The sequence below is a fragment of the Streptomyces sp. NBC_01478 genome (genome assembly GCF_036227225.1).
GTDB lineage: Bacteria > Actinomycetota > Actinomycetes > Streptomycetales > Streptomycetaceae > Streptomyces.
Genome location: NZ_CP109444.1, coordinates 7634070 through 7649079, shown reverse-complemented (window position 1 = coordinate 7649079; position 15010 = coordinate 7634070). Strand labels below are relative to the sequence as shown.

The following is a 15010-nucleotide window of genomic DNA, read 5'->3' as shown; positions in this document are numbered from 1 at the left end:
TCGGCGAGGCCCCGTGCCGAGCGAGGGAGAGCCCCACCGTGACCATCGCGCCAGCAGAGCCGGCATCAGCGACCCAGGCGAACGAGGCGACCGCAGCGACCGCGACCGGACCCGGAACCCACGTTCCCGGAACGGCCGTTCAGGACGCCGACGGCCCCGGCACCGCGATCCTGCGGACCCTGACCGAGCTGACCGCCGACCTTCCCGACGCCGACCCCGGCCGGGTCGCCGCCGCCACGTTGCGCGGCCGGTCCGCGCACGCGGACCTGACGGAACTGCGCGAACTGGCCACGGAGGCCGCCGCCGGCCTCATCTCCGAGGACCCCGTCTACTCCCGGCTCGCCGCCCGGCTGCTGACGATCAGCATCGCCGCCGAGGCCGCCTCGCAGGGCGTCACGACGTTCACCGAGTCCGTCGCCGTGGGCCACCGCGAGGGCCTCATCGCGGACCGCACCGCCGAGTTCGCCCGGCTGCACGCGGCCCGCCTCGACGCGCTGATCGACACGGAGGCCGACGACCGCTTCGGCTACTTCGGGCTTCGTACTCTGTACAGCCGTTACCTCCTCCGCCACCCGATCACCCGCAAGGTCATCGAGACCCCCCAGCACTTCATGCTGCGCGTGGCGTCCGGCCTGGCGGAGGACGACAGCACCCGCGCCCTGGACGAAGTAGCCGCGCTCTACCGCCTGATGAGCCGCCTGGACTACCTCCCGTCCTCCCCCACGCTCTTCAACTCCGGCACCCGGCACCCCCAGATGTCGTCCTGCTACCTCCTCGACTCCCCGCTGGACGAGCTGGACTCCATCTACGACCGCTACCACCAGGTCGCCCGCCTCTCGAAGCACGCCGGTGGCATCGGACTGTCGTACTCCCGCATTCGCAGCCGCGGTTCACTGATCCGCGGCACGAACGGGCACTCCAACGGCATCGTCCCGTTCCTGAAGACGCTGGACGCCTCGGTCGCCGCGGTGAACCAGGGCGGCCGGCGCAAGGGCGCGGCCGCGGTCTACCTGGAGACCTGGCACTCCGACATCGAGGAGTTCCTGGAGCTGCGCGACAACACGGGTGAGGACGCCCGCCGTACGCACAACCTGAACCTGGCGCACTGGATCCCGGACGAGTTCATGCGCCGGGTGAACGAGGACGGCGTCTGGTCGCTGTTCTCCCCCGCCGACGTGCCCGAGCTGGTCGACCTGTGGGGCGCGGAGTTCGACGCGGCCTACCGGAAGGCGGAGGCAGCGGGGCTGGCGAAGAAGACCATCCCGGCCCGCGACCTCTACGGCCGCATGATGCGCACCCTCGCGCAGACCGGCAACGGCTGGATGACCTTCAAGGACGCGGCCAACCGCACCGCCAACCAGACGGCCGAGCCGGGCCACACGGTCCACTCCTCGAACCTCTGCACGGAGATCCTGGAGGTCACGGACGACGGCGAGACGGCGGTCTGCAACCTGGGTTCGGTGAACCTCGGCGCGTTCGTCGTAGGCGACGACATCGACTGGGAGCGGCTGGACGAGACGGTCCGCACCGCCGTCACCTTCCTCGACCGTGTCGTGGACATCAACTTCTACCCGACCGAGCAGGCGGGCCGCTCCAACGCCCGCTGGCGCCCGGTGGGACTGGGTGCGATGGGCCTCCAGGACGTCTTCTTCAAACTCCGCATCCCCTTCGACTCCCCGCAGGCGCAGGCCCTTTCCACCCGTATCTCCGAGCGCATCATGCTCGCCGCGTACGAGGCCTCCGCCGACCTCGCCGAGCGCAACGGCCCGCTGCCGGCCTGGGAGAAGACCCGTACGGCGAAGGGTGTGCTGCACCCCGACCACTACGACGTGGAGCTGACCTGGCCGGAGCGCTGGACGGCCCTGCGGGAACGTATCGCCCAAGTCGGCATGCGCAACAGCCTGTTGCTGGCGATCGCCCCCACGGCCACCATCGCGTCCATCGCGGGCGTGTACGAGTGCATCGAGCCGCAGGTCTCGAACCTGTTCAAGCGCGAGACGCTGTCCGGCGAGTTCCTCCAGGTCAACTCGTACCTGGTGAACGAGCTGAAGCAGCTCGGCGTGTGGGACGCCCGCACCCGGGAGGCGCTGCGCGACGCCAACGGCTCGGTGCAGGAGTTCAGTTGGATCCCGGCCGACGTGCGCGCCCTGTACCGCACCGCGTGGGAGATCCCGCAGCGCGGCCTGATCGACATGGCCGCCGCCCGCACCCCGTTCCTGGACCAGTCCCAGTCCCTGAACCTGTTCCTGGAGACGCCGACGATCGGCAAGCTCTCCTCGATGTACGCGTACGCCTGGAAGCAGGGCCTGAAGACGACGTACTACCTGCGCTCGCGCCCGGCGACCCGCATCGCCCGCGCGGCCCAGGCGCAGACCCAAACCCCCATCCCCGTACAGCAGTTGACCCCCGACGAAGACGCGGTCGCCTGCTCCCTGGAAAACCCCGAGTCCTGCGAGGCCTGCCAGTAATGACCACCGAAGCCAAGAACCTTCTCGACCCGGGCTTCGAGCTGACCCTCCGCCCCATGCGCTACCCGGACTTCTACGAGCGCTACCGGGACGCGATCAAGAACACCTGGACCGTCGAGGAGGTCGACCTCCACTCGGACGTCGCCGACCTCGCGAAGCTGACGCCGGGTGAGCAGCACATGATCGGCCGGCTGGTCGCGTTCTTCGCGACGGGCGACTCGATCGTGGCGAACAACCTCGTGCTGACGCTGTACAAGCACATCAACTCCCCCGAGGCGCGGCTCTACTTGAGCCGCCAGCTCTTCGAGGAGGCCGTGCACGTCCAGTTCTACTTGACGCTGCTCGACACCTACCTTCCCAACCCGGAGGACAGGGCGGCCGCCTTCGACGCGGTGGAGAACATCCCCTCCATCCGCGAGAAGGCCGAGTTCTGCTTCAAGTGGATCAACGAGGTCGAGAAGCTGGACAGCCTCCAGACCCAGGCCGACCGCCGCCGCTTCCTCCTCAATCTCATCTGCTTCGCCGCGTGCATCGAGGGCCTGTTCTTCTACGGCGCGTTCGCGTACGTCTACTGGTTCCGCAGCCGGGGTCTCCTGCACGGCCTCGCCACCGGCACCAACTGGGTGTTCCGCGACGAGACCATGCACATGAGCTTCGCCTTCGAGGTGGTCGACACCGTCCGCAAGGAGGAGCCGGAGCTCTTCGACGACCAACTCCAGCAGCAGGTCACGGACATGCTGAAGGAGGCCGTCGAGGCGGAGCTTCAGTTCGGGCGCGATCTGTGCGGCGACGGGCTGCCGGGCATGAACACCGACTCGATGCGCCAGTACCTGGAGTGCGTCGCGGACCAGCGCCTCCAGCGGCTGGGCTTCGCGCCGGTCTACGGCTCCGAGAACCCCTTCTCCTTCATGGAGTTGCAGGGTGTGCAGGAGCTGACCAACTTCTTCGAGCGCCGCCCGTCGGCGTACCAGGTGGCCGTGGAGGGCACGGTCGACCTGGACGAGGACTTCTAGGTCCCCGGAGGACGGTCCCCCAGAAGGCACCCGAGTCCCTTTATCTGCCTCTTACTTCGCGGACGGCCCATGGAGCTTCCATGGGCCGTCCATGGAGTTTCTATGGAGCGGCAAAGTTCATGGGGTGCGTCTGTTCGCGGTCTCGTCGCCCCGGCTACGTTCTGCCCGTCCTGTTCATGTCATTCATCAGTGGCCCCACAGGACGCTTAAAGTGTCATGCCCATGACGACGTCAACTGCCGCCGCTACGCGCGTCACAGGCCTGCCACCACGCCGAGGAACCCCACTCCCACGATGGAGGCAGTACCCCATGCGTGAAAAGCCCCGACGGAGTCTGCGAAGACTGCTGACCGCCGCCGTACCCGCCCTCACCCTCAGCGTCTTCGGGCTCGTGGCGGCCTCCCCCGCCGACGCGCAGCCCACAGCCCAGTCAGTCGTCCAGTCCGCCCAGGTCTCCAAGGCCACCCAGAACTCCAAGGCCCTGACCGCCCCCGCGGCCCAGGCCGTCCACTCGACCGGCAAGGCCGGCCAGAAGGTGCCGACCGAGCACCTGTGCGCGACCGCGGCCCCCGGTTCGGCGGCCTGTTTCGCCCAGCGGCGCACCGACATCAAGCAGCAACTGGCCTCCGCGGTGCACGCGGACGCCGCCGCCGCGGTGTCCGGGCTGAGCCCGGCCAACCTGCACAGCGCGTACGCGCTGCCCTCGACCGGCGGTTCCGGCATGACGGTCGCCGTGGTCGACGCGTACAACGACCCCAACGCGGCCTCGGACCTGGCCACTTACCGCTCCAACTTCGGCCTGTCGGCCTGCACCGTGGCCAGCGGCTGCTTCAAGCAGGTCAGCCAGACCGGCTCGACCACCTCCCTGCCGAGCAACGACACCGGCTGGGCGGGCGAGGAAGCGCTCGACATCGACATGGTCAGCGCGGTCTGCCCGAACTGCAACATCATTCTGGTGGAGGCCACTTCGGCCACCGACGCCAACCTCGGTACCGCCGAGAACGAGGCCGTCGCCCTGGGCGCGAAGTTCGTGTCCAACAGTTGGGGCGGCTCCGAGTCCTCCTCGCAGACCTCCGAGGACACCTCGTACTTCAAGCACCCGGGTGTCGCGATCACCGTCTCCTCCGGTGACGAGGCCTACGGCGCCGAGTACCCGGCAACGTCCCAGTACGTGACGGCAGTCGGCGGCACCGCGCTCTCCACGTCCTCCAGCACCCGCGGCTGGACCGAGTCCGTGTGGAAGACCAGCAGCACCGAGGGCACCGGTTCCGGCTGCTCGGCGTACGACGCGAAGCCGAGCTGGCAGACCGACACGGGCTGCACCAAGCGCATGGAGTCCGACGTCTCCGCCGTCGCCGACCCCGCCACCGGCGTGGCCGTCTACGACACCTACGGCGGCTCCGGCTGGGCTGTCTACGGCGGCACCAGCGCCTCGTCCCCGATCATCGCGGGCGTCTACGCGCTGGCCGGCACCCCCGGTTCCAGTGACTACCCGGCGAAGTACCCCTACTCCCACACCGGCAACCTGTACGACGTCACCAGCGGCAACAACGGCACCTGCTCGACGAGTTACTTCTGCACCGCGGGCACCGGCTACGACGGCCCGACCGGCTGGGGCACCCCGGACGGCACCGCCGCCTTCACCGCCGGCACCACCACGGGCAACACGGTGACCGTCACCAACCCGGGCAGCCAGTCCACCGCGACCGGCTCCACGGCCAGCCTGCAGATCTCGGCCTCGGACAGCGCGAGCGCGACCCTCACCTACAGCGCGAGCGGGCTGCCGACCGGCCTGTCGGTCAGCAGCTCGACCGGGCTGATCTCCGGCACCGCGTCCACCGCCGGCACCTACGCCGTGACGGTGACCGCGACCGACTCCACCGGCGCCTCCGGCTCGGCCTCCTTCACCTGGACGGTCAGCACCTCCGGCGGCGGCTCCTGCACCTCGACGCAGTTGCTGGGCAACGCGGGCTTCGAGTCCGGCAACACGACCTGGACCGCGAGCAGCGGGGTCATCACCAACGACACCGACGAGGCGGCCCGCACCGGTTCGTACAAGGCCTGGCTCGACGGCTACGGCTCGGCCCACACCGACACGCTGTCCCAGGCGGTGACGGTCCCGAGCGGCTGCACGGGCACGACCTTCACCTTCTACCTGCACGTCGACACCGCGGAGACCAGCACCAGCACGGCTTACGACAAGCTGACGGTCACCGCCGGATCGACCACCCTGGCCACCTACTCCAACCTCAACGCGGCCACCGGGTACGTCGCGAAGTCCTTCAGCCTGTCGGCCTTCGCCGGCACCACCGTCACCCTGAAGTTCAGCGGAGTCGAGGACTCCTCGCTCCAGACCAGCTTCGTCGTCGACGACACCGCCGTCACGACGAGCTGACCTCCTCATGAGCTGAGCCCCGGCCGTCTCGCAGCGGCCGGGGCTCTGTCATGTCCACGAATACTTCACAGTTCACGGGGGATCCGGATACGGCCGAGACACGTCAAAAGGCAAAGGAGGCCCCCCATGCGTCGATCGATTCTCGGTCCGTCCCTCGCCGTCGCCACCCTGGCACTGGCCCTCACGGGCTGCGGCGGCACGAAGTCCGACACCGGCAGCGGCAGTGTGTCGCCGTCCCCGTCACAGTCCCCCACACCGAGCAAGAGCCGGTCGGCCTGTACGGCGAAGGAGACACTCGCCGCCACCGACACGAACGGCACGTTCTGCCTGACGACCGGCAACACCGTCCGCATCCTGCTGGACGGCACGACCACCCGGCCCTGGGCGCCGGTCAAGACCGTGGGCAGCGGCCTGAAGGCCACCAACAGCGGGATCCTGATCCGGCCCGGCGACGCGAGCAACGCGTACGAGGCGGTCTCGGCCGGGACCGTGAAGCTCACCTCGTCCCGGCCGCTGTGCGCGACCGCCCCGCACAAGATCTCGTGCAAGGGCATTCAGGAATGGTCGGTCACCGTCGTGGTGTCGAAGTGATCATCCGGTGGGCGGTCCGGATCTGACGGTCGATGCGCCGGTCGTGAGCGATGCCGAGCAGCGACGGGAAGGTCACGGCCACGAGGATGCCGACGACGGTGAGGAGGGCGATGAGGTTGTCCATGGCTGTGTTCATGGACATGAGTCTCGTCCTTTTGACTCCTTACCGTGAGTGGCAGGACTGCCGTACACCCTCGATTTACTGCCACTTCCGGCGCACACTGGCAGCATGCTGAAAAACGTGGCCGTAGTCCTGCTCGACGGAGTCCACCCCTTCGAACTCGGCGTCGTCTGCGAGGTGTTCGGCCTCGACCGCAGCGACGAGGGCCTGCCGGTCTACGACTTCGCGGTCGCCTCGGCCGAGGGGCCGACGCTCTCCACCCACGCGGGCTTCTCCCTCGCCGTCGAGCACGGCCTGGAGCGGCTGGAGAGCGCGGACCTGATCGCCGTACCGGCGGGCGCCACCTATGCCGCCCGGGAGTATCCGGAGGAACTCCTCGATGCCCTACGCCGGGCCGTGGACCGGGGTGCCCGGGTGCTCAGCGTCTGCTCGGGCGTGTTCGTGCTGGCCGCCGCCGGGCTGCTGGACGGGCGGCGGTGCGCGGTGCACTGGCACCACGCGGAGCTGCTGGCCCGCCGGTATCCGAAGGTCGTCGTAGAGCCCGATGTGCTGTACGTGGACGCGGATCCCGTGATCACCTCGGCGGGCACCGCGGCCGGCATCGACGCCTGTCTGCACATCGTGCGCAAGGAGCAGGGGCCGGAGGTCGCCAACGCGATCGCCCGGCGGATGGTCGTACCGCCGCACCGCGACGGCGGCCAGGCCCAGTACATCGAGCGGCCGCTGCCGCGCTCGCAGTGCGACACGGTGGGCGAGGTGCTGGTGTGGATGGCGGAGCACCTCGACCAGGAGGTCACCGTCGAACAGCTCGCCGCCCGTGCCCTCATGTCGCCGCGGACCTTCGCCCGCCGCTTCCAGCAGGAGACCGGGACCACGCCGTACCGCTGGATCCTGCGTCAACGGGTGCTGCTGGCCCAGCAGTTGCTGGAGGGGACGGACGAGACGATGGACGCGATCGCCTGGCGCGCCGGTTTCGGCACCGCGCCCGCCCTGCGCCATCAGTTCGTCCGGGCCCTCGGCACCACCCCGAACGCCTACCGGCGCACGTTCAGGGGCCCGGAAGCCGCCTGAACGCACGCCCGTCACCTCACCTCGGCACAGGCCTGAGCAGCAGCCGGTGCGGGCGGAGGGTGATGCCGACGCGGGTGGTGTCGTTCGAGCCGGACACCTGCTCGAAGCGGTACTTCTTCGCCACCGCCGCCGTGACCAGGCTCAGTTGGGCCATCGAGAAGTGGTCACTGGGACACTTCCGGTTGCCGTTGCTGAACGGGCTCATGGCGAACTTCGGTACGTCCTTGGACCGTTCCGGAAGCCAGCGGTCGGGGTCGAACTCCAGGTTGTGCGCATACGAACGCGGATCGCGCTGGATCGCGTACGGGCTGTAGATGATGTCGGCCCCGGCCGGAATCCGATAGCCGCCGAGATCGGAGTCCGCGAGCGCCCGCCGGGTCAATATCCATACGGCGGGACGCAGCCGCATCGCCTCGACGACGACATTGTTCGTGTGGGTCAGCTTGCGGACGTCGTCGAATGCCACCGGACGTCCGCCCGTCACGGACTGGACCTCTTCGCACACCTTGTCGCCGTGTTCCGGGTGTTCGCTGAGGACCTGGAGCAGCCACATGATCGTGGACGCGATTGTCTCGCTTCCGGGGGTGAGGATCGCGACGACCTGGTCGTGGATCTCCTGTTCCCCGATCGGGTCGCCATTGTCGTCCGTCGCCTCCAGCAAGGCGGTCAGCAAATCGTCCGGCTTTTGACCAGATGCCCGTCGTTCGGCCACGATCTCGTCGACCAGGAGATGCAAATCGGCCAGCGCCCGGTTGAATTCGCGGTTGGCCGGAAGGGGCAGCCGGTAGAGCGGTCCGGCCGGTACCACCATCCGCCGGTACATGCCCCGGAAGACGGTGGCGAGCGCGACGCACAGCCGCTCGGCGCGCTCGTCCATGAAGTCGCCGCGCAGCAGACAGCGGGCCGCGATCCGCACGGCCACCCGGAAGGACTCGGAGGTGCAGTCGATCGTCCCGCCGTGCCGCCAGCGTTCGGTGAGCGCGTGCGCCTCCTCCTCCATGATCGGGCCGTAGGCGGGGATCGCGTCGAGCTTGAACGCGGGCTGGATGATGCGCCGTTGACGCCGGTGGGTGGGCCCGTTGGCGGTGGCCACCCCTTCCTTCCCGAGCAGTCCCTCCAGGGACTCCCACAGCGGGCCCGCGATGATGTAGTCGGGGTCCAGCGCCATGGCGCCGGTGAGGGCGGGCGCGGTGACGGCGTAGACCGTCTTGGGGCCGAGCTTCAGCCGGACGACCTCGCCGTGGTCGCGGAGTTGGGCCATGAAGGCCAGCGGATCGCGGACCAGCTTCCAGCCGTGGCCGAGAAGCGGGACTCCGCCGCCCGCGAGGGGCGGCTCAAGCAGCTCCGGCGCCTCGGGGGGAGCGGGCTTCACAGACTCGACGGTCATTTCTCACCTGCCGCTTCGTTGTTGACGTACGGGGGTGTGGACCGGTCGTCCCAGCTGTCGACCCGGTAACGGCCGGACTCGTGGTGGAACCAGTAGACGGTGCTGAACCAGTTCCGCATATTGCCGAGGCAGGTCCGCACGGCCGCGCCCAGTTCCATTCCGTGCACGGTTCCGTCGTCGAGCCGGTCGGCGAGACGTAAGGTCTCCTGTTCCGCGTCGAGGAAATCGGAAATGCATTCCTCGATACGGCGCCTCAGTTCGGCGACGGATTCCTCCAGGGTCAGCCCCTCGTGCTTGATGAGACTGATCCCGAGATTGTGGACCTCGTCGCCCGCGATTTCCTTGGGCAGGGAACAGAGGTCGTTGTACCAGGCGGCGAATTCCTGACTGAGCAGTGCCGCCCGGCGATATCCCGGGTGTTTCCGTACACTGTCCGGGAGTTCGAGCCCCGCGCTCGCCTCCAGCAGATCGGTCCAGATCCAGTGGGCGAAGGTGAGCCGGCGCAGTGCGAGGTATTCCTCGACCGTCGGGACGGTTCCCTCGGTGCGGTTGCGGAATTCACGGTCGTAGGCCTCGATGACCGCGTGGAAGTGCCGGGCGAACCGCGCGTTCCAGGTACCGGGCAGGAACGAGTAGATCCGCATCATGCTGTCGGCGAACCCCGCGACCAGGGGATCCGGGTGGAGCAGATGGTGCCGTGGTGAATCCAGTGCCGCGTGCAACCGGAACCTCAACCGCCGCCAGGCGTCGGGCCGTTCGTGCACGATGTCCCGGTCGTGGCGGTCGTCCCAGACGAAGAACCACGCGCTGTAGTCCGCTATCGCCTGGAGCACCTCGTCCGGTGCGCCCAAGTAGTACCCGGCCATCAGGTCCGTGTAGCAAAGACCGTCGGCATATTCCCTTACCTTGTCCGCCGGCATGAGACGCTTTTCCAGCAGCCAGACGCGTGTCTTCTCCTGGAGCCTCGGCCAATACGGATGCAGTTGCCGGGGAAACGCCGCCTCGATCACCGGGAGAGAGAGCGACGGTGGAACCGTGATCGCCGTCGTTACCGTTGCCGTCGTCGATGTGGTGCTGTGTGAGAAAGCAGGCACGAACAAACCCCTCTCAGCCGCCAGTTGCGCACGCCCCTCCCGCTGTGCCGGGCGTGCGCCGTTGCGTATCCCCGCACTTCCCATTCAGCACCACAACTGACCGTTCTGGGAACGGATTTGCTCCCTTCACTACCCCCAAGTGCCGAGAATCCCCCCTTGCGTGACCGATTCTGGATCACTAGACGAACGAAAACGATCGAATGTGCGAGGGACAGACGAACGGCGCCTGCTCAGGGAGTTGCACCTGAACAGACGCCGTACGGAAGGGAGTGGTGATCGTCTCTGGGACTCGGTCGTCGACTCAGTCGTTGGCGACCACGGGGTAGCGGGGCTCGTTCTCGGCCATCTGCCGCAGGGCGTCCTTGCGGTCGCGCTTGGAGAGCCGGTCGATGTAGAGGTAGCCGTAGAGGTGATCGGTCTCGTGCTGCAAACACCGAGCGAAGTAGCCGGTGCCGCGGACCTTGATCGGGTTGCCCTTCTCGTCCTGCCCGGTCACCTCGGCGTAGTCGGGCCGCGCGAGCGGCGCATACGCGGTCGGCACGGACAGACACCCTTCGTTGCTCTCGTCCAGATGCCGCTTGTCGGCGGGCAGGTCGATCAACTTCGGATTGCACACGACACCGACGTGCCGCTTGCCCTCGTCGTCCATGCAGTCGTAGACGAAGACCTTCAGGTCGACGCCGACCTGGTTCGCGGCGAGACCCACGCCCTCGGCGGTCCGCTGCGAGGCGAACATGTCCGCCACCAGCGTGTCCAGCTCCGCGCCGAACTCGGTGACGTCCTTGCACTCCTTGTGCAGCACCGGATTCCCGACGACCGTGATCGCCCGTGAGACCCCCCGCTCCCGCCAGGCCGCCTCACGCTCCTCGGTCTCCTCGGTGTCGACAACGAAGCCCTCGTCATCCACGGGGAGCACGCCCACGTGCTGCTGATCGGTGTCCTGCTGCGCCATGCCGACGAACGCCTTCCTCAAAACCAAGGGGGGATTACTGCGGATACAGGGTACGTGCAGTTCCCTCAGGGGTGCGGGGCTGCGCATATATGCGGCTCCGTGCCAGGTGGGCGCGCCCTGTCTTTGAGGGGCGCGGGGCTGCGCATATGTGCGGCTCCGCCGCGTGGGCGCGACCAGCCACGACGGACCCGCAGCGACCCACCGACCTCAGCAGACCTCTTCCAAGTCCCGCCAGTCCCGAGAGTCAGGGCTGTCGGCAACCCACCCGTCCAACAACCCCCGAACAAGCGACGCCGGCGCAGCCAACCCGCACTCCCGCTCCGGCACCCACAACTGCCCATCCGTCCGATGCCCCAGCGGCCCAGGGTGCCCCGGCTCACTGTGATCATGCGGATCAAGATGCTCACCGTCACCCTCATCGGACGGCATCCGGGACTCCGAGCACATCCGGCACAGCAGCCGCACGGAAGAAGACCAGTCCTCCGCAGCGAACCCCGCATCCGCCGCCAACTGCTCCAGCGCATCCCGATCGGCCTCAGCGGCAGCTTCCAGCAGAACAACCCACGTAGGCACAGGAGACGGCGCCCACAACTCGATCTCGTCGAACACGGGGTACGAGTGCCCCGCCGCCGTGGTCCGCTCCCCGTGCGGCACCCCGTCGTGCAGCACGACCTCACCCCACCGCCGCCCGGACGAGGGAAGCGGAATCGACAGCACCTCGATCCGCGCCGGATCCAGCCGCCGCCCCCACACCACCTCGGCCTCGCCCTCGGGAGACAGCCGTACAGCCGCGCTGCCGAGCTCCATCCCGGCCGGCTCACCCGCACCGGTGACCCCGCCCGGCACCCGCAGCCCGTACGCCTGCCAGGCCCGCCGGGCCAGCGGCCAGTCCTGGAGCGCGGTGGCCGCGATGCCCACGTTCCACCAGTCGGGCGCCCCTGCCTCCCGCTCCAGCAGCGCGACGGCCCGCAGCCCGGCCGCCCGGGCCTGCTCCCAGTCGTGCCGGAACTTGTGCAGGAGGGCGAGGTTGAACCAGGACTCGGACAGCCAGGGCTCCAGATCGGCGGCCCGTGTCAGCAGCGCGCCCGCGTCCTCGTACCGACCGTCGCCGATCAGCGTGAACGCGCGGTCGGTGGCCTGCCGCCAGGAGGCGGAGGGCCGGTGCCGTCCCTTGCCGAAGATCCTCACGATTCCCGCCTGCCAGTTCCGTTCAGTGGGCTGGCCATGCCCCCGGACACCCTCTTCTTCGCATCCAACCACGTACGGCTGGGAGGCCGCTCATTACCCATGGGTTACCCAGCCGAAGGCAAGGTCAGACAGTCCCGGGACAGTACCCGGGCCAGTGCTTCCACGACCTCGGGAGCGTAGTCCCCGGCGGTCCCCAGGCGCAGCTCCTCCAGCGCCCGGAGAGGCCCGCCCGGGCCGCCTTCCCGGGTTTTCTCCTCGTACGCGTTCACGGCCCGGACGATCCGCGCGGAGACGGGCTGCTCCCGGCACGGGTCGGCCTGCCGCTCCACGACGGCCGCCACCTGAGGACTCACCCCGGTCTGCCGTACGACGGCCCCGCCGAGCAGCGCTATCCGCCGCTGCTCCTCCGCCGAGAGCACTGCGGTGGCACCGGCCGGTACCGGGTCGACGAGGCTGAGCTGACCGATGTCGTGCATCAGGGCGGCGTACTCCAGGACGGTGAGGTCGGGTTCGGACAGCCCCAGGTCCCGCCCGACCGCCTGACACAGCGCGGCGACCCGGCGGGCGTGCCCGGCCGGGGTGTACCCGGCGATCTCGGTGGAGCGGGCGAGGGAGGCGATGGTCTGCCGGTAGGTGTCCCGTACGGCCGCGTACCGCCGGAAGGAGAGCTGGGTCAGCAGCAGCGGCAGCGAGAACACGGGCAGCGCCCACAGCCCCACGACGGCGACCGCGAGCGCCATCACCGCGCCGGTCGCGCACACCGCCGACCCGATCCCGAGCATGCCCCGCAGCTCGTCCCGCAGCAGCGGCCCGAACGGCCAGCCCGTGCGGGAGCGCGCGAGCGCCGCGGCGAGCACGGCGTCGCAGAGCGCGGTGAGGGAGAGCAGCGCGAGCAGGAGAACGGCGTAGGCGGGGCCGCCCCAGTGGCTGAACACGCCCTGGTTGTACAGGGGTTGGAAGCAGATGGCGGCGAAGCCGACGGTCAGGACGCGGCGCGCCATGTGGTCCGGCGTCCCGCTCTGCCCGCGCGCGATGTGCGGCACACAGCCGACCAGCGCGGCGGCGACGACCACGGTGACGACCTGGAAGACGCCGTGGTGGGTGGGGTGGCCGGCGTCGGTGCCGAGCAGCGCGTAGGAGAGGGCGCCGGCGGCGCCGAGGGGGGCGGTTTCGCGGAGCCCGGGGCCGGTTCCGTTCCAGCGGCTCAACTCGCCTACGGCGACGAGGAGTCCGAAGGCGAGGGCGACTCCGCGTTCTTCGAGGCCGGTCCAGAGGGTGAGGGTGAGGGAGGTGGTGGCGAGGAGGGCGGCGGAGGTGTGGATGAGGGTGAGGGTGAGAGAGGGCCGGGGTCTAAACGATCTTTTCGTCAACCTTTCACCCCACTGGAAACGGGCGGGCTGGGTGGGAAAACAACGGACGACTGGACCTCGTCAGCGGTCACTGCCGGATGCCATCCACACCGCCCCAGCGCCCGCACCAACGCCCGAACCATCAACGGGTCGAACTGCGTACCGGCACAGCGCGACAGCTCCTCCAGCGCGACAGACACCGGCCGAGCCCTCCGGTAGGACCTCGTGGACGTCATCGCGTCGAAGGCGTCGGCGACAGCAACTACCCGCGCGGACTCCGGGATCTGACTCCCCAACAGCCCGTACGGATACCCGCTCCCGTCCAGCCGCTCATGGTGATGCAGGACAGCGGCACGAGCCTCGCCCAGAAAACCGATGCCCCGCACCATCTCGTGCCCGTACTCGGGATGCAGTTCGATCACCCGCCGCTCCTCGGGAGTGAGCGGCCCGTCCTTGCGGAGCAGTCGCGTGGGCACGCCCAGCTTCCCGACGTCGTGCAGGATCCCGGCGAAGCGGAGCACCTCGACCCGCGAGTCGTCCATGCCCAGCTCGCGCGCGATCATCATCGACGCCTGCCCGACCCGCTCACTGTGCCCGCGGGTGTACCCGTCCTTGATGTCGACGGCCTGGACGAGCGCGCGGATGGTGGCCTGATGGGCGGCGCGTTCCCGGTGGTACTGGGCGAACACCCACCAGGACACCCCCATCGGCAACAGCACGAGCAGCGCGGCGACCGGGCCGTAGGGACTGCGCCAGAGCACGGCCATCATCAGCCCGGCGAGCCCGTGCACGCCGATCGGCGCCAGGGACCGTAGGAACAGCCCTCGCCAGGCCCGTCGTACGGGCATCCGCTCGGCCAGCGCGAGAATCCCGCCGTCGAGGACGGTCAGGACCAGACAGAAGGCGAGGACGGCGGCCAGCGCGGGCACCAGCGCGTACGGGAAGTCGGACGCGACGACGGCGTTCCGCCCGCCCAGCGCCCAGTGCACCCGTCCCGCCGCCCACACGCCCAGTGCGAGCTGCGCGGCCCGCCAGCTCCGCCGCAGCCAGGGCGAGCCCTGCTCGACGCGGGAGAACAGCGCCCCCGGCAGCGGTACGAGCGCGGCGGCGGGCGGTGGGAGGAGGAAGGCCGCGGCGAGCAGCACCGGGTAGAAGGTGCCGGCGAACCGGCGCCGGGCGACCTGCTCACAGCCGGCGTAGAGCGCTGCCAGCAGCGCGACCGCCCACCAGGGTGTGTGGACGGCCGGCAGCGGAAGCAGACACCACAGGGCGCACAGCACGGCACAGACGACGTACGCACGTGCCCGTGCCGGTGTCGCCTCCATGGCTGACGCCCTTCCCCCGACCATGCCTGTCCAGGCCGAGGAGCCTAGGGCGGTCGG

The 15010-nt window shown here is 69.2% G+C and carries 12 protein-coding genes; 5 read left to right on the top strand and 7 right to left on the bottom strand.

Translation table 11 applies throughout. The features are described 5' to 3' along the window. Positions 1 to 38: 38 nt before the first annotated feature. The 4 genes from OG223_RS34785 to OG223_RS34770 all read left to right on the top strand — a co-directional run bounded on the left by OG223_RS34785 (position 39) and on the right by OG223_RS34770 (position 6466). The gene (locus OG223_RS34785) at positions 39 to 2468 is read left to right on the top strand and encodes a ribonucleoside-diphosphate reductase subunit alpha (RefSeq protein ID WP_443073773.1); all 2430 of its coding nucleotides are present in this window, start codon (positions 39 to 41) and stop codon (positions 2466 to 2468) included. Further along, the gene (locus OG223_RS34780; protein WP_329257165.1) at positions 2468 to 3481 is read left to right on the top strand and encodes a ribonucleotide-diphosphate reductase subunit beta; all 1014 of its coding nucleotides are present in this window, start codon (positions 2468 to 2470) and stop codon (positions 3479 to 3481) included. Before OG223_RS34785 ends, OG223_RS34780 begins: the two co-directional genes overlap by 1 nt. A 309-nt stretch (positions 3482 to 3790) precedes the next feature. Then, positions 3791 to 5875 (top strand): putative Ig domain-containing protein, encoded by a 2085-nt coding sequence (locus tag OG223_RS34775; RefSeq protein WP_329257162.1) that lies wholly within the window; start codon positions 3791 to 3793, stop codon positions 5873 to 5875. 126 nt (positions 5876 to 6001) lie between these two features. Then, complete coding sequence (locus OG223_RS34770; protein WP_329257159.1) at positions 6002 to 6466, top strand: hypothetical protein; 465 nt, start codon at positions 6002 to 6004, stop codon at positions 6464 to 6466. On the opposite strand, the gene OG223_RS34765 is transcribed toward OG223_RS34770, so the two are convergent. Next, complete coding sequence (locus OG223_RS34765) at positions 6444 to 6608, bottom strand: hypothetical protein (RefSeq protein ID WP_329257156.1); 165 nt, start codon at positions 6606 to 6608, stop codon at positions 6444 to 6446. The two genes, OG223_RS34770 and OG223_RS34765, sit on opposite strands and share 23 nt — an antisense overlap. An 87-nt stretch (positions 6609 to 6695) precedes the next feature. On the opposite strand from OG223_RS34765, the gene OG223_RS34760 reads away from it, so the two are divergent. Beyond that, positions 6696 to 7658: a GlxA family transcriptional regulator gene (locus tag OG223_RS34760; protein WP_329257154.1), complete on the top strand. Its 963-nt coding sequence runs from the start codon at positions 6696 to 6698 to the stop codon at positions 7656 to 7658. Positions 7659 to 7674: 16 nt separating this feature from the next. Here OG223_RS34760 and OG223_RS34755 read toward each other — a convergent pair whose 3' ends face one another. The 6 genes from OG223_RS34755 to OG223_RS34730 form a co-directional block, all read right to left on the bottom strand. Continuing rightward, positions 7675 to 9045 (bottom strand): bifunctional albaflavenone monooxygenase/terpene synthase, encoded by a 1371-nt coding sequence (locus OG223_RS34755; protein WP_329257151.1) that lies wholly within the window; start codon positions 9043 to 9045, stop codon positions 7675 to 7677. After that, a complete protein-coding gene (cyc1, locus tag OG223_RS34750; protein ID WP_329257148.1) occupies positions 9042 to 10139 on the bottom strand; it encodes an epi-isozizaene synthase in 1098 nt (365 codons plus the stop codon). Before cyc1 ends, OG223_RS34755 begins: the two co-directional genes overlap by 4 nt. A gap of 301 nt (positions 10140 to 10440) precedes the next feature. Next, positions 10441 to 11091 (bottom strand): peptide deformylase, encoded by a 651-nt coding sequence (def, locus tag OG223_RS34745; RefSeq protein ID WP_329257145.1) that lies wholly within the window; start codon positions 11089 to 11091, stop codon positions 10441 to 10443. 207 nt (positions 11092 to 11298) lie between these two features. Further along, the gene (locus OG223_RS34740) at positions 11299 to 12279 is read right to left on the bottom strand and encodes a tetratricopeptide repeat protein (protein WP_329257142.1); all 981 of its coding nucleotides are present in this window, start codon (positions 12277 to 12279) and stop codon (positions 11299 to 11301) included. Positions 12280 to 12383: 104 nt separating this feature from the next. Then, positions 12384 to 13649, bottom strand: coding sequence for an HD-GYP domain-containing protein (locus OG223_RS34735; RefSeq protein ID WP_329257140.1), 1266 nt, complete (start codon positions 13647 to 13649; stop codon positions 12384 to 12386). Further along, the gene (locus OG223_RS34730; protein WP_329257137.1) at positions 13646 to 14953 is read right to left on the bottom strand and encodes an HD-GYP domain-containing protein; all 1308 of its coding nucleotides are present in this window, start codon (positions 14951 to 14953) and stop codon (positions 13646 to 13648) included. The genes OG223_RS34735 and OG223_RS34730 overlap by 4 nt, the downstream gene beginning before the upstream one ends. Positions 14954 to 15010: the final 57 nt, after the last annotated feature.